Here is a 23,469-nt window from a genome sequence, read left to right as displayed (position 1 = left end):
GAGACGACAACACGGAGGACACTGATGGCCAACCCGCTGAAGAAGACGATGGTGTACCTCGGACTCGCCGACGAAGAGGTCGAGTACGAGCGTGCCGAGACCGTCGAGGCGGCCCCCGCGACAGCGCACCGCGCCCCGGTCTCCCCGGTCCAGCCGGTCCCGCCGGTCGAGCCGACCCCGCAGCAGCCCCGCGCGACGGTCACCCCGCTCCGCAAGCCCACCCCCCAGACCCCGAAGGCGACGGCACACGCTGAGATGAACGAGATCCTCACCGTCCACCCCAAGCAGTACCGCGACGCTCAGGTGATCGCGGAGAACTTCCGCGACGGCATCCCCGTCATCATCAACCTCTCGCAGATGAGCGACGCCGACGCTCGCCGCCTGATCGACTTCGCCAGCGGCCTCTCGCAGGGCCTCTACGGCCGCATCGAGCGCGTCACCAGCAAGGTGTTCCTCCTCTCCCCGTCGCACATCACGGTCGCGGGCGATTCGGCCTCCGCCGAGAGCGACGCCGACGCGTCGTTCTTCGCGAAGTCCTGATCCCGGGAGCCCTGTCGTTCGGTGAGCTCCGTCATCTCGCTCTTCGCGAGCGTCCTCTACTTCGCGCTCCTGCTGTACTTCTTCGCCATGTGGGCGCGGTTCGTCCTGGATCTCGTCCGGGTGATCCGCCGCGAATGGCGCCCCCGCGGCGTGGGACTCGTGGCGGCCGAGACCGTCTACACGGTCACGGATCCGCCGATCTCCTTCTTCCGCCGCGTGATCAAGCCGGTCTCGATCGGCCCGATCGCCCTCGACTTCGGCTGGAGCCTCACCATGCTCTGCGTCATCGTGGGCATGTACATCGCCACCTGGCTCCAGCGCGTCTGATGCCCGGCGGTGCACGGGTCGCCCGCGTCCCCTGTATCGTTGGCGTCGATCGGACGTGCTCCGCTGTGCCCGCACTGCGCCGCGCGCTCCCAGTTGCTAGCTTTAGTCGTTGCTAGCTCCAGCCGAACGTTCTTGAACGTGTACCTACTTGAAATCGAAGGTGGAAAGCCATGGCGCTCACTCCCGAAGATGTTGTCAACAAGCGGTTCCAGCCGACGAAGTTCCGCGAGGGATACGACCAGGACGAGGTCGACGACTTCCTCGACGAGGTCGTCGTGGAGCTCCGCCGCCTGAACCAGGAGAACGAGGAGCTGCGCCAGCGCCTCTCCTCCGGTGACTCGCGGCCGACGGACGCCCCCGTCGTGTCCACGCCGGCCCCCGCTCCCGTGGTCGACGAGAGCCCGGCTCCCGAGCCGGAGCCCGAGCCCGAGCCGGAGCCCACCCCGGCTCCCGCCCAGGCCGCTCCCGCCGCCTCGCAGTCGGCTCCGGTCGACGAGGCCGAGAGCTCCAGCGGACTCCTGCAGCTCGCGCGCCGTCTCCACGAGGAGCACGTCCGCGAAGGTGCCGACAAGCGCGACGCTCTCGTCGCCGAGGGCCGGGCCACCGCCGCGCGCATCGTCGCCGAGGCCGAGGCCAAGCAGCGTGCCCAGGTCGCGAAGCTCGAGGAGGAGCGCGCGACGGTGGAGCACCGCATCGACGAGCTCCGCACCTTCGAGCGCGAGTACCGCCAGAAGCTGAAGAGCTACATCGAGGGCCAGCTCCGCGACCTCGACACCCAGCCGGTGTCGGCCGAGTCGTCCTCGTTCCCCGGCTTTGGGGCGTAGCACCACCGCAGCGAACGTCAGGCCGAGGGTGCTCGTCACCCTCGGCCTCGTTGCGCTCGCGGTGTTCGCGATCGACCAGACCGCGAAGCACCTCGTCAGCACCGGGCTCACGCTCGGTGAGGACGTGCACGTCCTCGGCGACGTGCTGATCCTGCACTACGTGAAGAACCCCGGAGCCGCGTTCTCGCTCGCGAGCGGCTCCACCTGGATCTTCTCGATCATCGCCGCGTGCGTGGTCGTCGCCGTGATCTGGTTCTCCCGGCGCATCCGCTCGACGGCGTGGGCGCTGTTCTTCGGGCTGCTGCTCGGCGGCACGCTCGGCAACCTGTTCGACCGCCTCTTCCGCGAGCCGTCGTTCGGTCTCGGCCACGTGGTCGACTTCCTCTACACGCCGTGGCTGCTGCCGGCGATCTACAACGTCGCCGACATCGCGATCTGCACGGCGATGGGGCTCTTCGTGATCCTCAGCCTGCGCGGCGTGAACCTCGACGGCACGCGCTCCTCGCGCAAGGCCGAGCAGGCCGCCGCGGAGGACGCTGCGGACGCCGACAGCACCGCGGCGACCGACTCCGAGCCGCGCGGCGGCGCCTGATGGTGCAGTCCCGCGCGCTGCCCGTCCCCGACGGACTCGCCGGCCTGCGCGCCGACGCGGCCGTCGGCAAGCTCCTCGGCTTCTCGCGCACCTTCGCCGCCGAGGTCATCGATGCCGGCGGCGTCACCGCCGACGGCCGGGTCCTCGACAAGAGCGACCGCGTCGTCGCGGGCGCCTGGCTGAGCGTCGAGTGGAGTCCCCGCGAGGAGCCGCGCATCGTCCCGATCGCGGTTCCCGACCTCGGCATCGTCCACGACGACGACGACATCGTGGTGATCGACAAGCCCGTCGGGGTCGCGGCGCACCCGGCCGTCGGCTGGGAGGGCCCGACCGTGCTCGGCGCCCTCGCCGCGGCCGGCTTCACGATCTCGACCTCCGGCGCCGCCGAGCGGGCGGGCATCGTGCACCGGCTCGACGCCGGCACGAGCGGCCTGATGGTGGTCGCGAAGTCCGAGCGCGCGTACACGCATCTCAAGCGCGCCTTCCACGACCGGCTGGTCGAGAAGATCTACCACGCCGTCGTCCAGGGGCACCCCGATCCGCTGACCGGCACGATCGACGCGCCGCTCGGACGCCACCCCTCCTCGGACTGGAAGTTCGCGATCCGCGCCGACGGCAAGCCCTCGGTCACGCACTACGAGACGATCGAGGCGTTCCCCTTCGCCTCGCTCCTCGAGATCCGGCTCGAGACCGGCCGGACGCACCAGATCCGCGTGCACATGGCGGCCCAGCGCCACCCCTGCGTGGGCGACGCGATGTACGGGGCCGACCCCACGCTCTCGAAGCGCCTGGGCCTCACCCGGCAGTGGCTCGACGCCGTGCGGCTGGCCTTCACCCACCCGGGCACGGGGGAGTGGGTGCAGTTCGAGGCGACCTACCCGGACGACCTCGCACACGCGCTGGACGTCCTCCGCGGGGAGTGACGCGGGTAGACTTTCGGTCTCCCTGCCCGCAGTCCGTCGGAGGCGCATCCTTTGCCGAGTAACGATTCCTTCGTCCACCTGCACGTGCACAGCGAGTACTCGATGCTCGACGGTGCCGCCCGGGTCAAGCCGCTGATCGACGCGGCGGTGGAGGAGGGCATGCCGGCGATCGCCGTCACCGACCACGGCAACGTGTTCGGCGCCTTCGACTTCTGGCGCACCGCGACGGCGGCGGGCATCAAGCCGATCATCGGCACCGAGGCGTACATCACGCCCGGCACGCACCGCTCGGACAAGACCCGGATCCGCTGGGGCGACGGCGGCGGCGACGACGTCTCCGGCTCGGGCGCCTACACGCACATGACGCTGCTGAGCTCGACGACGACCGGCATGCACAACCTCTTCCGGCTGTCCTCGCGCGCCTCGATCGAGGGCTACTACTTCAAGCCGCGGATGGACCGCGAGATCCTCGCCGAGCACTCCGAGGGTCTCATCGCGACCACCGGCTGCCCGAGCGGCGAGGTGCAGACGCGCCTGCGCCTCGGGCAGTACAAGGAGGCGCGGCAGGCGGCCGCCGACTACCGCGACATCTTCGGCAAGGAGAACTACTTCGCCGAGATCATGGACCACGGCCTCGAGATCGAGCGCCGCGTCATCGGCGATGTGATCCGGCTGGCGAAGGACCTCGATCTGCCGCTGGTGGCGACGAACGACCTGCACTACACCCACGCGCACGACGCCACCTCGCACGCGGCGCTGCTCTGCGTGCAGTCGGGCACCACGCTCGACGACCCCAAGCGCTTCAAGTTCGACGCGGACGAGTTCTACCTCAAGTCCCCGCGCGAGATGCGGCAGGTCTTCCGCGACCACCCCGAGGCCTGCGACAACACCCTGCTGATCGCCGAGCGCTGCGACGTGCAGTTCGACACCTCCGCGAACTACATGCCGCGCTTCCCCGTCCCCGAGGGGGAGACCGAGGACACCTGGTTCGTCAAGGAGGTCGAGGCCGGGCTGAACGAGCGCTATCCGGACGGCATCTCGCAGGAGGTGCGGGACCGCGCCGACTACGAGACCCGCGTCATCCTGCAGATGGGCTTCCCGGGCTACTTCCTCGTCGTCGCCGACTTCATCAACTGGTCCAAGCGCAACGGCATCCGCGTCGGCCCGGGCCGCGGCTCCGGAGCGGGCTCGATGGCCGCCTACGCGATGAAGATCACCGACCTCGACCCGCTGAAGCACGGCCTGATCTTCGAGCGCTTCCTCAACCCCGACCGCGTCTCGATGCCCGACTTCGACGTCGACTTCGACGACCGTCGCCGCGGCGAGGTCATCCGCTACGTCACCGACAAGTACGGCGACGAGCGCGTCGCGCAGATCGTCACCTACGGCACGATCAAGGCGAAGCAGGCGCTCAAGGACGCCTCGCGCGTGCTCGGCTTCCCGTTCGGGATGGGCGAGAAGCTCACCAAGGCGATGCCGCCCGCGATCATGGGCAAGGACATCCCGCTCACCGGGATCAACGACCCGGAGCACCCGCGCTACAAGGAGGCGCTCGACGTCCGCAACGTCATCGCCGAGGACCCGCAGGCGAAGCTCGTCTTCGAGACGGCCCTCGGCCTGGAGAACCTCAAGCGGCAGTGGGGCGTGCACGCGGCCGGCGTGATCATGTCGAGCGACCCGCTCAAGGACATCATCCCGATCATGAAGCGGGAGCAGGACGGCCAGATCGTCACGCAGTTCGACTATCCCGCCTGCGAGTCGCTCGGCCTGATCAAGATGGACTTCCTGGGGCTGCGGAACCTCACGATCATCGACGACGCGCTCGACAACATCCGCGCCAACCGCGGTCAGGACCTCGTCCTCGAGGACCTCGCGCTCGACGACCCGGCCGCCTACGAGCTGCTGGCACGCGGCGACACGCTCGGCGTCTTCCAGCTCGACGGCGGGCCGATGCGCGGCCTTCTGCGCCTGATGAAGCCCGACAACTTCGAGGACATCTCGGCGGTCCTCGCGCTCTACCGGCCGGGCCCGATGGGCGCCGACTCGCACACCAACTACGCGCTGCGGAAGAACGGCGTGCAGGAGATCACGCCGATCCACCCGGAGCTCGAGGAGCCGCTCGCGGAGGTGCTCGGCGGCACCTACGGGCTGATCGTCTACCAGGAGCAGGTGATGTCGATCGCGCAGAAGCTCGCGGGCTTCACCCTGGCGCAGGCCGACCTGCTCCGCCGCGCGATGGGCAAGAAGAAGAAGTCCGAGCTGGACAAGCAGTTCGAGGGCTTCTCCGGCGGCATGGCCGACAACGGCTACTCGATGGCCGCGGTGAAGACCCTCTGGGACATCCTGCTGCCCTTCTCCGACTACGCGTTCAACAAGGCGCACTCGGCCGCGTACGGCGTCATCTCCTACTGGACCGCCTACCTCAAGGCGCACTACCCCGCGGAGTACATGGCGGCGCTGCTCACCAGCGTCGGCGACTCCAAGGACAAGATGGCCGCCTATCTCAACGAGTGCCGGCGGATGGGCATCAAGGTGCTGCCGCCGGACGTCAACGAGTCGATCGGCTTCTTCACCGCCGTCGGGCCCGACATCCGCTTCGGCCTCGGCGCCGTCCGCAACGTCGGGACCAACGTCGTCGAGGGCATCCGGGTCGCCCGGGAGGAGAAGGGGCGCTTCGAGTCGTTCCACGACTTCCTGCGCAAGGTGCCGCTCCCGGTCGCGAACAAGCGCACCATCGAGTCGCTGATCAAGGCGGGCGCGTTCGACTCGCTCGGCTCGACCCGGCGCGCGCTCGTCGAGGTGCACGAGGACGCGGTCGAGGCGGCCGTCGGCGAGAAGCGCAACGAGGCCAACGGCCAGGTCGGCTTCGACTTCGACAGCCTCTGGGACGAGCCGCAGGCCGCGATCCAGGTGCCGACCCGGCCGGAGTGGGCCAAGCGGGACAAGCTCGCCTTCGAGCGCGACATGCTCGGCCTCTACGTCTCCGACCACCCGCTCGCCGGGCTCGAGACGGAGCTGGCCAAGCACTACAGCACGACGATCGCCGACCTCCTGGTCTCGGAGTCGATCGGCGACGGCGAGACGGTGGTCGTCGCCGGACTCGTCACGAGCGTGCAGCACCGGATGGCGAAGGCCTCCGGCAACCAGTACGGGATGATCCAGGTCGAGGACTTCGGCGGCGAGATCACCTGCATGTTCATGGGCAAGGCGTACCAGGAGTTCGCTCCGGCGCTGACGAACGACTCCATCGTCGTCGTCCGCGGCCGCGTCAGCATGCGCGACGACGGCATGAACCTGCACGCGTTCAGCCTCTTCGCCCCCGAGATGAGCCAGGACGGCGACTCCGGGCCGCTGACCGTCTCGATGCCGGAGTCGCGCGCGACCACCGACACCGTCTCGCAGCTCAGCGACGTGCTCATCCGCCACTCCGGCCGCACCGAGGTCCGCCTCAAGCTGATCAAGGGCGACACCGCCCGCGTCTTCGAGGTCCCGTTCCCGGTCCGGATCACGCCGGACCTCTTCGGCGAGCTGAAGAGCCTCCTCGGGCCGAACTGTCTGTACTGAGCCGTCGTGCGAGCCGGTCCCTGCCCGGCTCGCCGCGGTCGGCTCGTGCGGGTGATTGCGTCGAGTAGAGCGTCCTGCGTTCGGCTGCGGCGATCCGCTGGCACGCGGATCGCCGATTCGCCTCGAGTCGTGCGCTGCCCATGCTGGTCGAGTAGCCTCGCAGCGGCGTATCGAGACCTGGCGTCGGCGGCGCGGGTGGCGCCCGCGGGGGAGCGGCGCGAGCGCGGCCGGTAGGCTGGGGCGGCCATGATTCAGACTCTCGATCTGCGGGGGCGGCGTCCGTCCGCCGCCGAGCTCCTCGCCCTCGTTCCGCGCAATCCGGGCACCTCCGCCGCCGTCGGGCCCGTCGTCGCCGAGCTGATCGCCGACGTCCGCGCGCGCGGCGCCGAGGCGCTGCTCGAGCAGGCGGAGCGCCTCGACGGCGTCCGCCCGCCGCGCCTGCGCGTGCCCGCCGAGGACATCGCCGCGGCGGTCCGCGACCTCGATCCCGCGATCCGCGCGGCCCTCGAGGAGGCGATCACCCGCGTCCGCAAGGCCAGCGCGGCGCAGATCCCCCCGGCGCGCACCACGGTGCTCGACGACGGCGCCACCGTCACCCAGCGCTGGCAGCCCGTCGGCCGCGCCGGCCTCTACGTCCCCGGCGGCAAGGCCGTCTACCCCTCCAGCGTGATCATGAACGCCGTGCCCGCCCAGGTCGCCGGCGTCGGCTCCGTCGCGCTCGCCTCGCCGCCGCAGAAGGCGTTCGGCGGCTCCGTGCACCCGACGATCCTCGCCGCCGCCGGGCTCCTCGGCGTCGACGAGGTCTACGCCATGGGCGGCGCGGGAGCGGTCGCCGCCCTCGCCTACGGCGTCGACTCCCTCGGCCTCGACCCGGTCAGCATCATCACAGGCCCCGGCAACGTCTGGGTCACCACCGCCAAGCGCCAGGTGCTCGGCCAGGTCGGCATCGACTCCGAGGCCGGACCCACCGAGATCCTCGTCATCGCCGACTCCAGCGCCGACCCGCGCCTGATCGCCGCCGACCTGGTCAGCCAGGCCGAGCACGACGAGGCCGCCTCCGCCCTCCTCGTCACCGACGATCCGGCCCTCGCCGAGGCCGTCGGCCGCGAGATCGTCGAGCAGGCCGCGCGCACCCAGCACTCCGAGCGCGTCGGCATCGCCCTCTCCGGCCCGCAGTCGGCCCTCGTGATCGTCGACGACCTCGAGATCGCCTGCGCGTTCAGCGACGCCTACGGCCCCGAGCACCTCGAGCTGCACACCGTCGACCCCGAGGCCACCGCCGAGCGGATCCACGACGCCGGTGCCGTCTTCCTCGGCCCGACCACCCCGGTGAGCCTCGGCGACTACCTGGCCGGTTCCAACCACGTGCTGCCGACCCTCGGGCAGGCGCGCTTCTCCTCCGGTCTCGGCGCGCACACCTTCCTCCGCCCGCAGCAGCTCGTCTCCTACGACCGCGCCGCCCTGCAGCGGGTCGCCCCGCACATCCGCGCGCTGAGCGACGCCGAGGCGCTCCCCGCGCACGGCGACGCCGTCGACGCCCGCTTCGCCTGACCTCGAGAGGCACCCGAGATGTTCTGCCCCTTCTGCCGGCACCCCGACTCCCGCGTGATCGACTCGCGCACCAGCGACGACGGCCTCTCCATCCGCCGCCGCCGCCAGTGCCCGTCCTGCGGCCGCCGCTTCTCCACCACCGAGACCGCGAGCCTCGTCGTGATCAAGCGCAGTGGAGTCGTGGAGCCGTTCAGCCGCGAGAAGATTGTGAGCGGCGTCCGGAAGGCCTGCCAGGGCCGCCCGGTGACCGACACCGACCTCGCCGTGCTCGCCCAGCGGGTCGAGGAGAACCTCCGCTCCACCGGCGCCTCGCAGATCGACGCGAACGACATCGGGCTCGCCATCCTCGTCCCCCTCCGCGAGCTGGACGAGGTCGCCTACCTGCGCTTCGCGAGCGTCTACCAGGCGTTCGACTCCCTCGACGACTTCGAGTCGGCGATCGCCCTGCTGCGCGCCGAGCGCCCCGCCGCCCTGCACACCGCCGACGAGCTGTGAGGGCCGCCGTGTACCCGCTGCTGTTCTCCACCGTGCTCAAGCGCCTCGATCCCGAGCGGGCCCACCACCTCGCCTTCCCGGTGATCCAGGCGCTCGGCCCGGTCGCCCCGCTCGTCCGCCGGCTCACCGTGCCGCGCGCCGATCTCTCGGTCGAGGCGCTCGGCCTGCGCTTCCGGACGCCGTTCGGCGTGGCCGCCGGCTTCGACAAGGACGCGACCGCCGTGCTCGGTCTCGGCGCGCTCGGCTTCGGCCACGTCGAGGTGGGCACGCTGACCGCCCGCGCCCAGCCCGGCAACGACCGCCCGCGGCTCTTCCGGCTGATCGCCGACCGCGCGCTGATCAACCGGATGGGCTTCAACAACCACGGCGCCCGCGCGGCGGCCGGTCGCCTCGCCCGCCTGCGCAGTGCCCGGGGCCGCCCCGTGATCGGCGTCAACATCGGCAAGAGCCGGGTGGTCGACGTCGACGACGCGGTCGAGGACTACCTGGTCAGCGCCCGGATGCTCGCGCCGCTCGCCGACTACCTGGTCGTCAACGTCAGCTCGCCGAACACCCCGGGCCTGCGCGGCCTGCAGGAGATCGACAAGCTCGAGCCGCTGCTCGCCGCGGTCGCCGAGGCGGCGGACACGACGCCGCTGCTGGTCAAGATCGCGCCGGACCTCTCGGACGAGGAGGTCGTCCGCGTCGCCGAGCTCGCGGTGCGCCTCGGCCTCGCCGGCGTCATCGCCACGAACACCACCCTGTCCCGCGAGGGACTGCGCACCGACCGCGCCGTCGTCGAGCGCGCGGGAGCGGGCGGGCTCTCCGGCGCTCCGCTCGCCGCGCGCGCGCTCGAGGTGCTGCGGGTCATCCGCGGTGTCGTCCCCGCGGAGTTCTGCGTGATCTCCGTCGGGGGAGTGGACACCGCGGAGGACGTGCAGGAGCGGCTCGACGCCGGCGCGACGCTGGTGCAGGGCTACTCGGCGTTCGTCTTCCGCGGCCCGCTCTGGGGCCGTCAGATCAACCGCGGGCTCGCCAGGCTGCGCGCCGCGTAGTCCGGCGCCGCTGGGTCCGGCCTCTGCCGGCCCGGTTCGTGCCGCCGGGTCAGGCCGGGAACGCTCCGCGCTTGACCTGAGGCTTGGGCAGGCGCATCACGCGCAGCTGCAGGGCGCGCATCGCGGCGTACCACGGGATGCCCTTCTCGACCTTGTCCGCGCCGCCGAAGCGCTCGGCGAGCTTCTTCTTCAGCCGGCGGCCCAGCAGGATGCAGTCGAGGACGGCGAGCAGGAAGAACGCCCACAGGATGATCAGGGTGAGCGAAGCCAGCTCGGGCTGCGGGAAGAAGCTGATCAGCAGCACGACGACCATCACCGGGATGAGGAACTCGCCGAAGCTGAAGCGCGCGTCGACGTAGTCGCGGACGTACTTGCGCTGCGGGCCCTTGTCGCGCACCGGCAGGTAGCGCTGGTCGCCGGCGGCCATGCCGACGCGGGCCTGCTCGCGCAGCTCCGCGGTCTTCACGCGGGCGTCCCGCGCGGCCTGCTTGCGGTCGGTGACGACCAGCGGACGCTTGCGGGCGAGCTCCTGCTCGCGGCGCGTCGGGGTCGGCCGGCCCTTCCCGATGGCCGTCACGTCGGCGTCGTCGGGGGTGTCGGGTGCGATCGGGTGCTTGGCCACAGGGGAACGTCCTTGGAATCGAGGGTCTCTTAAGATTACCTCCATGGCTCACGACGCTCCGACTCCGTCCTCCACCCTGTCCGCCGCCGAGGAGGAGGTGCTCGCCGCCGTGCGCGACGACCTGCCCCGCTCGCTCGGCGAGCTGGGCCGGCTCGTCCGGATCCCCTCCGTCTCGTGGGACGGCTTCGACGCCACCCGCGTCGCCGCCAGCGCCGAGGCGATCGCCGAGCTCGCCCGGGAGACGGGTGTCTTCGACGAGGTCTCGATCCGCAGCTCCACCATCGGCGACTCCGACCTCCTCGGTCAGCCCGCCGTCCTCGCGACGCGGGCCGCCCGCAACGGCGCACCGACCGTCCTGCTCTACGCCCACCACGACGTCCAGCCGCAGGGGGCGGAGGAGGCGTGGGAGACGCCGCCGTTCGAGCCGACCGTGCGCGGCGACCGTCTCTACGGCCGCGGTGCCGCGGACGACAAGGCGGGCGTGGTCTCGCACCTCGCCGCGGTCCGTGCCCTGCGCCGGGTGGCGGGCGACGACCACGACCTCGGCCTCGTGCTCTTCATCGAGGGCGAGGAGGAGTTCGGCTCCCGCTCGTTCCCGACCTTCCTCCGCGAGCACCACGACGCGCTGCGGGCCGACGTGATCGTCGTCGCCGACAGCGACAACTGGGACATCGACACCCCCTCGCTCACCGTGGGCCTGCGCGGCAACGTCACGCTGACCCTCACCGTCCGCACCCTCGACCACGCCTCGCACTCGGGCATGCTCGGCGGCGCGGTGCCCGACGCGATGCTCGCGACGATCCGCCTCCTCGACACGCTCTGGAACGAGAACGGCTCGGTCGCGGTCGCCGGGCTCACCGAGCACGACGGTGCCGTCCCGGAGACCACCGAGGAGGACCTGCGCCGCGACTCCGGCCTGCTCGACGGCGTCTCGCCGATCGGCTCCGGACCGCTCCTCTCCCGGATCTGGTCGAAGCCGTCGATCACGGTCACGGGCATCGACGCGCCCAGCGTGGTGGACGCCTCCAACACCCTGAGCCCCTCCGTGCGGGTCAAGATCAGCGCCCGCATCGCTCCCGGGCAGGAGGCGCAGGAGGGCTTCACCGCCCTCGAGCGGCACCTGCGGGCGCACGCCCCGTTCGGCGCTCACCTCGAGATCGCCGACGTCGACACGGGGGAGCCCTTCCTGGTCGACACCTCGGGCTGGGCCGTCGGCCTGGTCGAGCAGGCGATGGCCGACGCCTGGGGCCGCGCGCCGCTGGAGACCAGCGTCGGCGGCAGCATCCCCTTCATCGCCGACCTCGTGCGCGAGTTCCCGGACGCGCAGATCCTGGTCACCGGCGTCGAGGACCCGGACTCGCGCGCGCACAGCCCGAACGAGTCCCTCCACCTCGGCGTCTTCCAGCGCGCGGCGCAGACGGAGGCGCTGTTCCTGCTGCGCGCCGCCGAGCACCGGGCCTGAGCGATTCGGAATAGCCCGGCCCGCGCCCGGGTTGCCACCGTAGAATCGTCGGCAGCACGCCGTCCGATCCCGCCAGCTCTGTTCCCGCTCGGCTCCGTTCCGACCGATCCCACCGAGGAGTGACATGTCCGACACGACACTGACCGCCAGCACCACCACCGCGGCGCACGGCGTCTCGATGACCCCCGTCGCCGCCGCGAAGGTGAAGAGCCTCCTCGAGCAGGAGGGCCGCGACGACCTGCGCCTGCGCGTCGCCGTCCAGCCCGGCGGCTGCTCCGGCCTGATCTACCAGCTCTACTTCGACGAGCGCACGCTCGACGGCGACGCGGCGGTCGAGTTCGAGGGCGTGGGCCTGGTCGTCGACAAGATGAGCGTCCCCTACCTCGACGGCGCCTCGATCGACTTCGAGGACACCATCCAGAAGCAGGGCTTCACCATCGACAACCCCAACGCCGGCGGCAGCTGCGCCTGCGGCGACAGCTTCCACTGATCGACCGCGGCGACACGCCGCACGGCCCGCTCGAACGGCGCCCGACTCCCCGCTCCGGCGGGCGGCCGGGCGCCGTTCGCCGTTGCAGCACCACTTCGGCGAGAGGTCAAGAGCGGGCGCCGGTGCACTCCCTGCCGACGACGGCGGGTAGGCTAGGGCCGGTCTAATACAGTTTCGTGTGAACTGGTCCCCAGTCTTCCGAAAGGTCACCGGTGCGCTTCAATCGCCGTCTCCGCCGATGGGTCGCAGTACCCGTCGCAGGAGCTCTCGCCCTCGTCCTCGCGGGCTGCACGCAGGAGCAGCTGCAGGGCTGGCTCCCCACTGAACCCGGCACGACGAACCACGTCGACCGGGTCATCGGACTCTGGGTCACCTCCTGGATCGTCCTGCTCGCCGTGGGTGTCATCACCTGGGGTCTGACGATCTGGGCGGTCGTCGTCTACCGCCGCCGGAAAGGCCAGACCGGCCTCCCGGTGCAGCTGCGCTACAACATGCCGATCGAGATCTTCTACACGATCGTGCCGCTGATCCTCGTGATCGGCTTCTTCGCCTTCACCGCGCGCGACCAGGCCGCCATCGAGCAGGCCTACGACGACCCGGACGAGACCATCCAGGTGTACGGCAAGCAGTGGGCGTGGGACTTCAACTACGTCGACGAGGACGTCTACTCCGCGGGCATCCAGGGCCAGTACGAGGACAGCGCCGACGGCGCCGGCTCGCTGGTCGAGTCCGAGGTCCCGACGCTCTACCTGCCGGTGAACCAGAAGATCAAGATCCAGCTCGACGCCCGCGACGTCATCCACTCCTTCTGGGTCGTCGACTTCCTCTACAAGAAGGACATGATCCCCGGCAAGACGAACTACATGTACGTCACGCCGCTCAAGGAGGGGACCTATGCCGGCAAGTGCGCCGAGCTCTGCGGCGAGTACCACTCCGCGATGCTCTTCAACGTGAAGGTCGTCTCGCAGGGCGAGTACGACGACTACATCCAGTCGCTGCGCGACGCGGGCCAGACCGGCCAGCTCGGCGCCGAGTACGACCGCAACAGCAACCTGCCCGGCACCGGCGCGCCGGCCCGCACCGAGAACGAGGAGTAGAGGGAGCATGAGCACCGCCACAGCACCCGCCCCGTCCCGCTCATTCGGCACACCGCCGGTCGAGCGCAAGGCGAACGTCCTCGTTCGCTGGATGACGTCCACCGATCACAAGGTCATCGGGTACATGTACCTGATCACCTCGTTCATCTACTTCTGCATCGCGGGCGTGATGGCCCTAGTCATCCGCGCCCAGCTCTTCGAGCCCGGCCTCGCCGTGGTCGAGACCCGCGAGCAGTACAACCAGCTCTTCACCATGCACGGCACGATCATGCTGCTGATGTTCGCGACGCCGCTCTTCGCGGGCTTCGCCAACGTCCTCATGCCGCTGCAGATCGGCGCTCCGGACGTCGCGTTCCCGCGACTCAACGCGTTCGCCTACTGGCTCTACAGCTTCGGCTCGCTGATCGCGGTCGCCGGCTTCATCACCCCGCAGGGCGCCGCGTCCTTCGGCTGGTTCGCCTACGCGCCACTCTCGAGCACGACGTTCTCGCCAGGGCTCGGCGGCAATCTCTGGGTCTTCGGCCTGGCGCTGTCCGGCTTCGGCACGATCCTCGGTGCGGTGAACTTCATCACCACGATCATCACGATGCGCGCGCCCGGTATGACGATGTTCCGCATGCCGATCTTCACCTGGAACATCCTGGTGACGTCGATCCTCGTGCTGCTGGCCTTCCCGGTCCTCGCCGCCGCGATGTTCGCCCTCGGTGCCGACCGCGTGTTCGATGCGCACATCTACGACGCGGCCAACGGCGGCGTGCTGCTCTGGCAGCACCTGTTCTGGTTCTTCGGCCACCCCGAGGTGTACATCATCGCGCTGCCGTTCTTCGGCATCGTCTCCGAGGTCTTCCCGGTCTTCAGCCGCAAGCCGATCTTCGGCTACAAGACGCTGATCTACGCGACCATCGCGATCGCCGCCCTGTCCGTGACCGTGTGGGCGCACCACATGTACGTCACCGGCTCGGTCCTGCTGCCGTTCTTCTCGCTGATGACGATGCTCATCGCGGTCCCGACCGGCGTGAAGATCTTCAACTGGATCGGCACCATGTGGCGCGGATCGGTGACGTTCGAGACCCCGATGATCTGGGCGATCGGCTTCTTGATCACCTTCACCTTCGGTGGCCTCACCGGCGTCATCCTCGCGTCGCCGCCGCTGGACTTCCACGTGTCCGACTCGTACTTCGTCGTCGCGCACTTCCACTACGTGGTGTTCGGCACCGTCGTGTTCGCGATGTTCTCGGGCTTCTACTTCTGGTGGCCCAAGTGGACCGGCAAGATGTTGAACGAGACCCTGGGCAAGTGGCACTTCTGGCTGCTGTTCATCGGCTTCCACACCACCTTCCTCATCCAGCACTGGCTCGGAGTCGTGGGCATGCCCCGCCGCTACGCGAGCTACCTGCCCGAGGACGGCTTCACCTGGATGAACCAGCTGTCGACGATCGGCGCGATGATCCTCGCGGTCTCGCTCATCCCGTTCTTCCTCAACGTGTACATCACGGCCCGCAAGGCGCCGAAGGTCACGGTGAACGACCCGTGGGGCTTCTCGCGCTCGCTCGAGTGGGCGACCTCCTGCCCGCCGCCCCGGCACAACTTCACCTCCATCCCGCGCATCCGCAGCGAGGCTCCGGCCTTCGACCTCAACCACCCCGAGGCCGGCATCCCCGTCGGCATCGGTCCGGCGAAGGACGCTCCGGACGCCCCCACGTACGACAAGTCCGAAGGCACGGTGAAGTAGGGCCATGCGCGCCAACGTCAATCTGTTCTGGCTGCTCGCCGGGTTCTTCCTCCTCGCGGACGTCACCTACATCCTCTGGTCGCTGATCGACACCGGCCAGGTCGAGTGGGTCGGCACCGTGGGCATCGCGCTCTCGTCGGTGCTGGGCGGCTTCATCGCCTTCTACGTCGGCCGGGTGCACAAGGCCCAGGGCGCTGAGCTGCCCGAGGACCGCCTCGACGCCGACATCGACGACGGCGACCCCGAGCTGGGCTTCTTCAGCCCGTGGAGCTGGTGGCCGCTGATCCTGGGCGGCTCCGCCGCACTGGCCTTCCTCGGCCTCGCGGTCGGCTTCTGGATCACCTACATCGCCGTCGGCCTCTTCCTGGTCGCCATCGCCGGCTGGGTGTACGAGTACTACCGCGGGTACTTCGCCCGCTAGGCGGACTGCACGGCTCCGAGGGCCGGGTGCGGGAGGTTTCGACCTCCGGCACCCGGCCCTTTCGCGTGGGGCGAGTGAGCCCGCAGGGCGGGCCCGGGCCTCTGCAGACCACTCGGAGTGCGGACACGCGCGAACGGACGCGAAACGGGCTCGGAGGGGCCCCCGGAGGCTGCTCCGGGTCCACTCGCACCGCCACTGGGCCGCGAGCGGACCCGTAACGGGACTCGGCCGGCGGCGCGCGTCCGCTATGGGGAATCTGGAGAGGCAGAGCTCCCTTCATGCAGGTCGAGCAGCCCCACGGGGACGGATCGAGACCTGGCTTCCTCAGCGGGGCGGGTCTGCAGGCCACTGTTCTGAGGGTGGTGGATCTCGATACGCCCGCTTCACGGGCTACTCGATCAGCAAAGTCGACTCCACGCCGGCAGTGTGGATCTCGATACGCCCGCTTCACGGGCTACTCGATCAGCGATGTCGGCTCCACGCCGACAGGGCGTCCGAGAGAGGCACGCTGACACGGTGGTCAGCAGCCCCGCAGCGGCGTCGAGACCCGGCCCCTTCTGCGTCTTCTGGCGTGGGTGGATCTACTTGGAGGAGACGCGCGCAGACATGCTGGTCGAGTAGCCCTGCAGGGGCGTATCGAGACCCGCCCACCGCAAGGACGTCGGTCTCTCTTCCCCGCCCTCCGACGGCGCCGAAGGCGCCCACCTCCGCTCGATACGCGACCTGCGGTCGCTACTCGGGCAGCAGGGGGCCGGCCCGGCGGGAGCCGTCCGAGCCGCTGTGCGGCGTCTCGGGAGGTGGTGCCGCGTCGTCCACTCATGGCGTGGGGGAGGAGCCGTGCTTTCTCCCTGCTGGTCGAGTAGCCCCGCAGGGGCGTATCGAGACCAGCGGTCCCCAGCGGGGCGGGTCTGCAGACTCCCGTTCCGACGCCGGTGGATCTCGATACGCCCGCTGCGCGGGCTGCTCGATCAGCATGAGGGCGGCCGTGCTGTCCTTGCTGGTCGAGCAGCGCCAGAGGGGCTTATCGAGACCCGCCGTCCTCAGGAGAGCGGGTCTGCAGACTCTTGTTTTGACGGTGCTGCGCGGGCTGCTCGATCAGCATGAGGGGGCGGGCTCTGCTGTGCGGGGGTGCCGCTCGGTCAGTGGTGCGCTCTGTGAGGGAGGGTCGAACAGGGGACGACGAAGGGCCCGGACGCTGTGCGTCCGGGCCCTTCGGGGGAGGGGGGTCAGTGCTCGCTGTGCGAGCTCTCGAGCTCCTTCTGGGTGACGGGGGTGATCCGGTCCTCGAAGAACCAGCGGGAGAGGCCGGCGCGCACGCGCTCCGGGGCGGTGATGCGGCCGCGGGAGTCCGGGCGGATCATGAGGGGCTCGTACTCCTCCTGGCCGACCAGCTTCCAGCGCTCGTACGCGTCGAGCTGCTGGTGCACCTCGATGAACTCGCCGCCGGGGAGGCGGACGATGCGGCCGGACTCGAAGCCGTGCAGGGCGATCTCGCGGTCCTTCTTCTGCAGGGCCAGGCAGATGCGCTTCGTGACGAAGTACGCGATGACCGGACCGGCGAAGAGGAGGAACTGCAGGGCGTGGATGACGCCCTCCATCGTGAGGTGGAAGTGCGTCGCGATGATGTCGGAGGACGCCGCAGCCCAGAGGACGGCGTAGAACGTGACTCCGGCGGCACCGATCGCGGTGCGGGTGGCGGCGTTGCGCGGGCGGTCGAGCAGGTGGTGCTCGCGCTTGTCACCGGTGATCCAGGCCTCGAGGAACGGGTAGAGCAGGACGACGACGATGAACAGGCCGACCACGGAGAGCGGCAGGAGGATGTTGAACGAGATCGTGCCGAGGCCCGGGATCGCCCACTCGAGTCCCGGCGGGACCAGACGCAGGGCACCGTCGGCGAAGCCGATGTACCAGTCGGGCTGGGTGCCGGCCGAGACGGGGGAGGGGTCGTACGGGCCGTAGTTCCAGATCGGGTTGATCGTGAACAGCGAGGCGATGAGGACGACGACACCGAAGACGATGAAGAAGAATCCACCGGCCTTCGCGGCGTAGACCGGGAGCACCGGGTAGCCGACCACGTTCTGCTCGGTCTTGCCCGCACCGGGGAACTGGGTGTGCTTGTGGACGACCACGAACACGAGGTGCAGGGCGATGAACGCGAGCACCAGTGCAGGCAGCAGCAGGATGTGCAGGGTGTAGAGGCGGCCGACGATGTCGGTGCCGGGGAACTCGCCGCCGAAGAGGAGGAACGAGACCCAGGTGCCGACGATCGGGATGCCCTTGACCATGCCGTCGATGATGCGGAGGCCGTTGCCCGAGAGCAGGTCGTCCGGCAGGGAGTAGCCGGTGAAGCCCTCGGCCATCGCGAGGATGAAGAGGACGAAGCCGATGACCCAGTTGATCTCGCGCGGCTTGCGGAACGCACCGGTGAAGAAGATGCGGAGCATGTGCAGGCCGATCGAGGCCACGAACAGCAGGGCCGCCCAGTGGTGGATCTGGCGCATCAGCAGGCCGCCGCGGATGTCGAACGAGATGTCGAGCGACGAGGCCATCGCCGCGGACATCTCGATGCCCTTGAGCGGCAGGTAGCTGCCCTCGTAGTGCGTCTCGACCATGGAGGCCTGGAAGAAGAACGTGAGGAAGGTGCCCGAGAGCAGGATGATCACGAAGCTGTAGAGCGCGACCTCGCCGAGGAGGAACGACCAGTGGTCCGGGAAGATCTTGCGGCCGAACTCCTTGACGACCGCCGAGATGCTCGTGCGCTCGTCGATGTAGTTGGAGGCCTTGCCGACGTATCCCTTCTGCAGCTTGCCGCTGCCGAGGATGACGCCGTCGCCGGGCTCCGCGGGCGATGCCGCGGGGCGGGAAGGTGTGGTGGTGGACATGTGTGTCATCGCTCCCAGAAGGATGGTCCGACCGGCTCCGTGAAGTCGCTGCGGGCGACCAGGTATCCGTCGGCGTCGATGGTGATGGGGAGCTGCGGAAGCGGGCGCTTCGCAGGACCGAAGATGACCTCGGCCTCGCGCTTGATGTCGAACTGCGACTGGTGGCACGGGCACAGGAGGTGGTGGGTCTGCTGCTCGTACAGCGCCACGGGGCAGCCGACGTGCGTGCAGATCTTGGAGTAGGCGACGATGCCGTCGTAGTTCCAGGTCTCGCGACCCTCGCTGACGGTCAGGTCCTCGGGCTTCAGGCGCATCAGGAGGACGGCGGCCTTGGCCTTCTCCTCCAGCTTGCCCTCGACCTCGTCGAGTCCCTCGGGGATGACGTGGAAGGCGGAGCCCAGCGTGACGTCCGATGCGAGGATCGGCGCTCCGGAGGGGTCCAGGGTGAGCCGCGTGCCCTCGCGCCACATCGTGGTCTTGAGGAGGGCGACGGGGTTCTGATCCTGCGGTCCGAGGCCGCGGAACAGGATCACGGCGGGCAGCGGGAAGACGATCAGCGAGCCGATGAGGCTGTTGCGGATCAGCGAGCGCCGGCCGAAGCCGGACTCCTTGTCGGACTGGTCGAAGATCTCGAGCGCGCGGGCACGGGTGTCCTCGGCGCTGCGGACGGGGTGACGGATGTCGATGCCCTCGTGGTCGGACATCAGCTGCTTGCCCCAGTGGACGGCGGCGATGCCGATGCCCAGGAGTGCCAGCGACATGCCGAGGCCGATGAACAGTGTGTTCAGCCGGACCGACTCGATGCTCTCCGTGATCGGGAACGCCATGTAGGCGGCCACCGCGAAGATCGAGCCCGCGAAGGAGAGGTAGAAGAGCGTGTAGACCGTGCGCTCGGCCCGCTTCGCGACCTTGGGGTCGACGTCGGTCATCCGGGGGCGGTGCGGCGGGAGGCCCGGGTCCTGGACGCGGTCCCGCGTCACGACCGCGGTGCCGGCCGGAGCACTCCCGTGCCCGGTGGCCGACGAGGTGGCGAGGTCGGTGCCACCCTCATCGTGCTCTGCCATGGTTCTCCTTTTCACGCCGTGTCGACGCCGCTCGGCGTCGTGGGGGTCGAGCGCCCGCCAGGGCGCCGGTGTCTGCTAGTTGGATCGTGCGGTGATCCACACCGTCAGGGCGACGATGGAACCGAGTCCGAAGATCCAGAGGAAGAGGCCTTCGGCGACGGGGCCGAGGGAGCCCAGGGCGAATCCGCCCGGGGAGGGGTTGGCCTCGATGTACTTGAGGTAGGAGATGATGTCGCGCTTGTCTTCCGGCGAGATGTTGAGGTCGTTGAACACCGGCATGTTCTGCGGGCCGGTGACCATCGCCTCGTAGATGTGCGCCTCGGTGACGCCGCCCAGCGGGGGAGCGAACTTGCCTTCGGTCAGCGCGCCGCCGGCGCCGGCGACGTTGTGGCACATCGCGCAGTTGATCCGGAAGAGCTCGGCGCCGTTGGCCGAGTCGCCCTGGGCGTCGAGGACCTCGCCGGTGGGGATGGCGGGGCCGGGCGCCAGCGAGGCGACGTAGGCCGCCAGCTCGGCGACCTGGTCGTCGGTGAACTGCACCGGCTTCTCGAGGGCCTGCGGGCCGTGCATCTGCATCGGCATGCGGCCGGTGCCGACCTGGAAGTCGACCGAGGCGGCGCCGACGCCGATCAGCGACGGGGCGTTGTCGGTGCCCGCGGCGTCGAGGCCGTGGCAGGTGGCGCAGTTGGCGGCGAAGAGCTTCGAGCCCTCGTCGATCGTCTGCTGGCTGGTGGCCGAGGTCTCCGCGGAGGCGGAGGTCGCGACGCCGACGGCCGCGTAGGTGCCGCCGGTGAGGCCGAGGCCGATCGCGATCAGGGCCAGCGTGGCCAGGGGGTGACGGCGACCCTTCTTGGCGCGGCTCTTCGTCTTCGGGGAGGCCATCGAGGCAACCTTCCTGCGGGGTTCGGGAGTGTGGTGGGGCATGGAGGCGGCTGGCCTCACTTCAGGAAGTAGATGACGACGAAGAGGCCGACCCAGACGACGTCGACGAAGTGCCAGTAGTAGGACACGACGATCGCGCTGGTCGCCTCCTTGTGGCCGAAGTTCTTGACGGCGAAGGCGCGGCCGATGACGAGGAGGAAGGCGATGAGCCCGCCGGTCACGTGCAGGGCGTGGAAGCCGGTGGTGAGGTAGAACGCGGAGCCGTAGGCGTTGCTCGAGAGCGTGACGCCCTCGGAGACGAGGGTCGCGTACTCGAGGACCTGACCGCAGACGAAGACCGCGCCGAGGGCGTAGGTGAGGAAGAACCACTCGACCATGCCCCACTTGAACGGGCTGAGCCCGGTGGAGCGCGGCTGCAGGCGCTCCGCGGCGAAGACGCCGAACTGGCAGGTGAACGACGAGGCGACCAGGATCACCGTGTTCACGCTCGCGTAGGGGACGTTCAGGATGCTGGTCTCGGCCGACCACAGCTCCGGTGAGGTGCTGCGGAGGGTGAAGTAGATCGCGAACAGGCCCGCGAAGAACATGACCTCGCTGCCCAGCCAGACGATCGTTCCGACCGCGACCGGGTTGGGTCGGTTCACTGCGGGCACGGTGGCCGTGGGGGAGAGAGAGGTGCTCGTCACACAGACCATTATGGACGATCGCAAGGGGGGGAACTCGCACTTCCCGTGGGGCCTTCGTAGTCGCATAATCTGAGAGCCATGTCGGAAACCCTGTCCTGGCCGCTCATTCTCGGCTCCCTCCTCGACTCCTCCGATCTCTCGGTGTCGGAGGCGACCTGGGCCATGGAGCGGGTGATGCAGGGCGAGGCCACGCCGGCGCAGCTCGCGGGTCTGCTGATCGCGCTGCGCGCGAAGGGCGAGACGGTCGACGAGATCGTCGGCTTCCGCGACGCGATCCTCGAGCACGCGGTGCCGCTGGACGTGGATCCGATGGCCCTCGACATCGTCGGGACCGGCGGGGACCGCTTCGGCACGGTCAACATCTCCTCCACCGCGTCGATCATCGCGGCGGCCGCGGGCACGCCGGTCGTCAAGCACGGGAACCGTGCGGCGTCCTCCTCCTCGGGCTCCTCGGACGTGCTCGCGGCGCTCGGCGTCGATCTGACGCTCTCCGCCGACCGGGTGGCCGAGGTGTTCCGCCGGACGGGGATCGCCTTCGTCTTCGCCGCGATGTTCCACCCCGGCTTCCGCCACGCGGGTCCTGTGCGGGCCGAGCTCGGCGTGCCGACCGTCTTCAACTTCCTCGGGCCGCTCTGCAACCCGGCGCGGCCGGAGGCGTCCGCCGTCGGGGTCGCGCACCTGGACCGGGTCCCGCTCTTCGTCGGGGTGTTCCAGACCCGCGGCGCGACCGCGCTGGTCTTTCGCGGCGACGACGGGCTCGACGAGCTGACGACCACCGGTCACAGCCACATCTGGGAGGTATCGCGCGGCTCGGTCGTCGAGCACGACCTCGACCCGCGCGACCTCGGCCTGCGCCGCGCGAGCATCGACCAGCTCCGCGGGCGCGACGCCGCCTACAACGCGCAGGTCGTCCGCTCGGTCCTGGCCGGCGAGGAGGGGCCGGTGCGGGACATCGTGCTGCTGAACGCGGCGGCGGGACTGATCGCGTTCGATCTGGCGCGCGACCCGGGGCTGATCCGGACGGCGATCCTCGACCGCCTCCGCTCGGCGCTCGACCGCGCCGCGCAGGCGGTCGACTCGGGTGCCGCGACGGCGAAGCTGGACCAGTGGGTCGAGGAGACCCGGCGCGGCGCCTGAGCCGCGCGGCCGGGCCTGCGCGAGCCGGGACGGCGGGCGTAACGTGGAGCCGCTGTCCGCGACGGAGCGGAGCGCCCTGGAGGAGACCTCGATGAAGAAGCTCATCAACGACCCGAAGAACGTCGTCGCGGAGTCCGTGGCCGGATTCGGCCTCGCGCACGCCGACCTGGTGCGGGTCGAGCCCGATCCGCTGTTCGTGGTGCGCGTCGACGCTCCTCGGCAGGGGAAGGTCGGCATCGTCAGCGGCGGCGGCAGCGGGCACGAGCCCCTGCACGCCGGCTTCGTCGGCGTCGGCATGCTCGACGCCGCGGTGCCCGGGCCGGTGTTCACCTCGCCCACTCCCGATCCGATCGTCGCCGCCACGAAGGCGGTCGACGGCGGTGCGGGCGTCCTGCACATCGTGAAGAACTACACCGGCGACGTGCTCAACTTCGAGACGGCGGCCGACCTGGCCCTCGCCGACGACGTGGAGGTCCGCTCGGTGATCGTCGACGACGACGTGGCGGTGAAGGACTCCCTCTACACGGCGGGGCGCCGCGGCGTGGCCGGGACGGTGATGGTGGAGAAGATCGCCGGAGCGGCGGCCGAGCGCGGCGACTCGCTGGACGAGGTGGCGGCGATCGCCGAGACGGTCGTCGCGAACGTCCGCTCGATGGGCGTCGCGCTGCGGCCCTGCACGGTGCCGCACGCGGGGGAGCCGAGCTTCGAGCTGGCCGAGGACGAGATCGAGATCGGCATCGGCATTCACGGCGAGCCCGGCCGCGAGCGGATCCCGCTCGAGCCGGCCGACCGGATCGTCGACCGCCTGCTCGCGCCGATCCTCGAGGACCTGCCCTTCTCCTCCGGCGACGACGTCCTCCTCTTCGTCAACGGACTGGGCGGCACCCCGCAGGTCGAGCTCTACCTCGTCTACCGGCGTGCCGCGGAGGTGCTGGCCGAGAAGGGCGTGACGGTGCGGCGCAGCCTGGTCGGCAGCTACGTCACCTCGCTGGAGATGCAGGGCGTCTCGATCACGCTGCTGAAGCTGGACGACGCGCTGACGGAGCTCTGGGACGCACCGGTGCAGACCGCCGCGCTGCGCTGGGGACGCTGAGAGGCGTCGAGCAGAGGGCGGGCGCCCGGCCGGGACAGCGGCGCGCACACG

Annotated in this window: 21 protein-coding genes; 16 read left to right on the top strand and 5 right to left on the bottom strand. The window is 70.0% G+C overall.

Features of this window, described 5'->3' with window-relative positions:
• Positions 1–24 precede the first annotated feature (24 nt).
• The 9 genes from EDF22_RS10310 (at position 25) to EDF22_RS10270 (ending at position 9,850) form a co-directional block, all read left to right on the top strand.
• The gene (locus tag EDF22_RS10310) at positions 25–540 is read left to right on the top strand and encodes a cell division protein SepF (RefSeq protein ID WP_123446142.1); all 516 of its coding nucleotides are present in this window, start codon (positions 25–27) and stop codon (positions 538–540) included.
• A 21-nt stretch (positions 541–561) separates the two neighbouring features.
• Entirely contained in the window at positions 562–867 is a 306-nt protein-coding gene (locus tag EDF22_RS10305) for a YggT family protein (protein WP_260300677.1), read from the top strand.
• A 170-nt stretch (positions 868–1,037) separates the two neighbouring features.
• A complete protein-coding gene (locus EDF22_RS10300) occupies positions 1,038–1,691 on the top strand; it encodes a DivIVA domain-containing protein (protein WP_123704521.1) in 654 nt (217 codons plus the stop codon).
• A gap of 28 nt (positions 1,692–1,719) precedes the next feature.
• Positions 1,720–2,283, top strand: coding sequence for a signal peptidase II (lspA, locus tag EDF22_RS10295; protein ID WP_123704519.1), 564 nt, complete (start codon positions 1,720–1,722; stop codon positions 2,281–2,283).
• Positions 2,284–2,285: 2 nt separating this feature from the next.
• Complete coding sequence (locus tag EDF22_RS10290) at positions 2,286–3,206, top strand: RluA family pseudouridine synthase (RefSeq protein ID WP_123704889.1); 921 nt, start codon at positions 2,286–2,288, stop codon at positions 3,204–3,206.
• A gap of 102 nt (positions 3,207–3,308) precedes the next feature.
• Positions 3,309–6,770 (top strand): DNA polymerase III subunit alpha, encoded by a 3,462-nt coding sequence (gene dnaE, locus EDF22_RS10285; protein WP_244250573.1) that lies wholly within the window; start codon positions 3,309–3,311, stop codon positions 6,768–6,770.
• Positions 6,771–7,016: 246 nt separating this feature from the next.
• Complete coding sequence (hisD, locus tag EDF22_RS10280) at positions 7,017–8,321, top strand: histidinol dehydrogenase (RefSeq protein WP_123704515.1); 1,305 nt, start codon at positions 7,017–7,019, stop codon at positions 8,319–8,321.
• Positions 8,322–8,339: 18 nt separating this feature from the next.
• Complete coding sequence (gene nrdR, locus EDF22_RS10275) at positions 8,340–8,816, top strand: transcriptional regulator NrdR (RefSeq protein WP_123446147.1); 477 nt, start codon at positions 8,340–8,342, stop codon at positions 8,814–8,816.
• 8 nt (positions 8,817–8,824) lie between these two features.
• On the top strand, positions 8,825–9,850 hold the full coding sequence (locus EDF22_RS10270; protein WP_123704514.1) for a quinone-dependent dihydroorotate dehydrogenase: 1,026 nt from the start codon (positions 8,825–8,827) through the stop codon (positions 9,848–9,850).
• Between the two features lie 49 nt (positions 9,851–9,899).
• Here EDF22_RS10270 and EDF22_RS10265 read toward each other — a convergent pair whose 3' ends face one another.
• A complete protein-coding gene (locus EDF22_RS10265) occupies positions 9,900–10,472 on the bottom strand; it encodes a DUF3043 domain-containing protein (RefSeq protein WP_243587142.1) in 573 nt (190 codons plus the stop codon).
• 43 nt (positions 10,473–10,515) lie between these two features.
• Between EDF22_RS10265 and EDF22_RS10260 the strand changes: the two genes are divergently transcribed.
• The 5 genes from EDF22_RS10260 (at position 10,516) to EDF22_RS10240 (ending at position 15,674) form a co-directional block, all read left to right on the top strand.
• A complete protein-coding gene (locus EDF22_RS10260; protein ID WP_123704512.1) occupies positions 10,516–11,934 on the top strand; it encodes a dipeptidase in 1,419 nt (472 codons plus the stop codon).
• 124 nt (positions 11,935–12,058) lie between these two features.
• Positions 12,059–12,424, top strand: a complete 366-nt coding sequence (gene erpA / locus EDF22_RS10255) for an iron-sulfur cluster insertion protein ErpA (protein ID WP_123446151.1) — start codon at positions 12,059–12,061, stop codon at positions 12,422–12,424.
• Between the two features lie 212 nt (positions 12,425–12,636).
• Positions 12,637–13,521 carry a cytochrome c oxidase subunit II gene (gene coxB, locus EDF22_RS10250; RefSeq protein ID WP_123446152.1) on the top strand — a complete coding sequence of 295 codons (885 nt, stop codon included), beginning with the start codon at positions 12,637–12,639 and terminating at the stop codon, positions 13,519–13,521.
• A gap of 7 nt (positions 13,522–13,528) precedes the next feature.
• A complete protein-coding gene (gene ctaD, locus EDF22_RS10245) occupies positions 13,529–15,253 on the top strand; it encodes a cytochrome c oxidase subunit I (protein WP_123446153.1) in 1,725 nt (574 codons plus the stop codon).
• A 4-nt stretch (positions 15,254–15,257) separates the two neighbouring features.
• Positions 15,258–15,674: a cytochrome c oxidase subunit 4 gene (locus EDF22_RS10240; protein WP_123446154.1), complete on the top strand. Its 417-nt coding sequence runs from the start codon at positions 15,258–15,260 to the stop codon at positions 15,672–15,674.
• 1,226 nt (positions 15,675–16,900) lie between these two features.
• On the opposite strand, the gene EDF22_RS10235 is transcribed toward EDF22_RS10240, so the two are convergent.
• From EDF22_RS10235 to EDF22_RS10220, 4 genes are all read right to left on the bottom strand, one after another.
• Positions 16,901–18,556, bottom strand: a complete 1,656-nt coding sequence (locus EDF22_RS10235; protein ID WP_123704510.1) for a ubiquinol-cytochrome c reductase cytochrome b subunit — start codon at positions 18,554–18,556, stop codon at positions 16,901–16,903.
• Between the two features lie 5 nt (positions 18,557–18,561).
• On the bottom strand, positions 18,562–19,620 hold the full coding sequence (locus tag EDF22_RS10230) for a ubiquinol-cytochrome c reductase iron-sulfur subunit (RefSeq protein WP_123446156.1): 1,059 nt from the start codon (positions 19,618–19,620) through the stop codon (positions 18,562–18,564).
• A gap of 75 nt (positions 19,621–19,695) precedes the next feature.
• Positions 19,696–20,502 carry a c-type cytochrome gene (locus EDF22_RS10225; RefSeq protein WP_123446157.1) on the bottom strand — a complete coding sequence of 269 codons (807 nt, stop codon included), beginning with the start codon at positions 20,500–20,502 and terminating at the stop codon, positions 19,696–19,698.
• A gap of 56 nt (positions 20,503–20,558) precedes the next feature.
• Positions 20,559–21,197: a heme-copper oxidase subunit III gene (locus EDF22_RS10220; RefSeq protein ID WP_123446158.1), complete on the bottom strand. Its 639-nt coding sequence runs from the start codon at positions 21,195–21,197 to the stop codon at positions 20,559–20,561.
• A gap of 69 nt (positions 21,198–21,266) precedes the next feature.
• On the opposite strand from EDF22_RS10220, the gene trpD reads away from it, so the two are divergent.
• Together trpD and dhaK are read left to right on the top strand one after the other, a co-directional pair.
• Positions 21,267–22,325 (top strand): anthranilate phosphoribosyltransferase, encoded by a 1,059-nt coding sequence (trpD, locus tag EDF22_RS10215; protein WP_123446159.1) that lies wholly within the window; start codon positions 21,267–21,269, stop codon positions 22,323–22,325.
• A 91-nt stretch (positions 22,326–22,416) separates the two neighbouring features.
• A complete protein-coding gene (dhaK, locus tag EDF22_RS10210) occupies positions 22,417–23,418 on the top strand; it encodes a dihydroxyacetone kinase subunit DhaK (RefSeq protein ID WP_123704887.1) in 1,002 nt (333 codons plus the stop codon).
• Positions 23,419–23,469 lie beyond the last annotated feature (51 nt).

The sequence above is a fragment of the Rathayibacter sp. PhB127 genome (genome assembly GCF_003751665.1).
Classification (GTDB): domain Bacteria; phylum Actinomycetota; class Actinomycetes; order Actinomycetales; family Microbacteriaceae; genus Rathayibacter; species Rathayibacter festucae.
Note: the sequence above shows the minus strand (reverse complement) of the source record. Positions and strands in the feature narration are given on the sequence as shown.

Coding starts and splice junctions, on each gene's coding strand:
- EDF22_RS10310 (WP_123446142.1), top strand. CDS start 25: ATGGCCAACCCGCTGAAGAAGACGATGGTGTACCTCGGACTCGCCGAC.
- EDF22_RS10300 (WP_123704521.1), top strand. CDS start 1,038: ATGGCGCTCACTCCCGAAGATGTTGTCAACAAGCGGTTCCAGCCGACG.
- dnaE (WP_244250573.1), top strand. CDS start 3,309: ATGCTCGACGGTGCCGCCCGGGTCAAGCCGCTGATCGACGCGGCGGTG.
- hisD (WP_123704515.1), top strand. CDS start 7,017: ATGATTCAGACTCTCGATCTGCGGGGGCGGCGTCCGTCCGCCGCCGAG.
- nrdR (WP_123446147.1), top strand. CDS start 8,340: ATGTTCTGCCCCTTCTGCCGGCACCCCGACTCCCGCGTGATCGACTCG.
- EDF22_RS10260 (WP_123704512.1), top strand. CDS start 10,516: ATGGCTCACGACGCTCCGACTCCGTCCTCCACCCTGTCCGCCGCCGAG.
- erpA (WP_123446151.1), top strand. CDS start 12,059: ATGTCCGACACGACACTGACCGCCAGCACCACCACCGCGGCGCACGGC.
- ctaD (WP_123446153.1), top strand. CDS start 13,529: ATGAGCACCGCCACAGCACCCGCCCCGTCCCGCTCATTCGGCACACCG.
- EDF22_RS10240 (WP_123446154.1), top strand. CDS start 15,258: ATGCGCGCCAACGTCAATCTGTTCTGGCTGCTCGCCGGGTTCTTCCTC.
- EDF22_RS10235 (WP_123704510.1), bottom strand. CDS start 18,556: ATGTCCACCACCACACCTTCCCGCCCCGCGGCATCGCCCGCGGAGCCC.
- EDF22_RS10230 (WP_123446156.1), bottom strand. CDS start 19,620: ATGGCAGAGCACGATGAGGGTGGCACCGACCTCGCCACCTCGTCGGCC.
- EDF22_RS10225 (WP_123446157.1), bottom strand. CDS start 20,502: ATGGCCTCCCCGAAGACGAAGAGCCGCGCCAAGAAGGGTCGCCGTCAC.
- EDF22_RS10220 (WP_123446158.1), bottom strand. CDS start 21,197: ATGGTCTGTGTGACGAGCACCTCTCTCTCCCCCACGGCCACCGTGCCC.
- trpD (WP_123446159.1), top strand. CDS start 21,267: ATGTCGGAAACCCTGTCCTGGCCGCTCATTCTCGGCTCCCTCCTCGAC.
- dhaK (WP_123704887.1), top strand. CDS start 22,417: ATGAAGAAGCTCATCAACGACCCGAAGAACGTCGTCGCGGAGTCCGTG.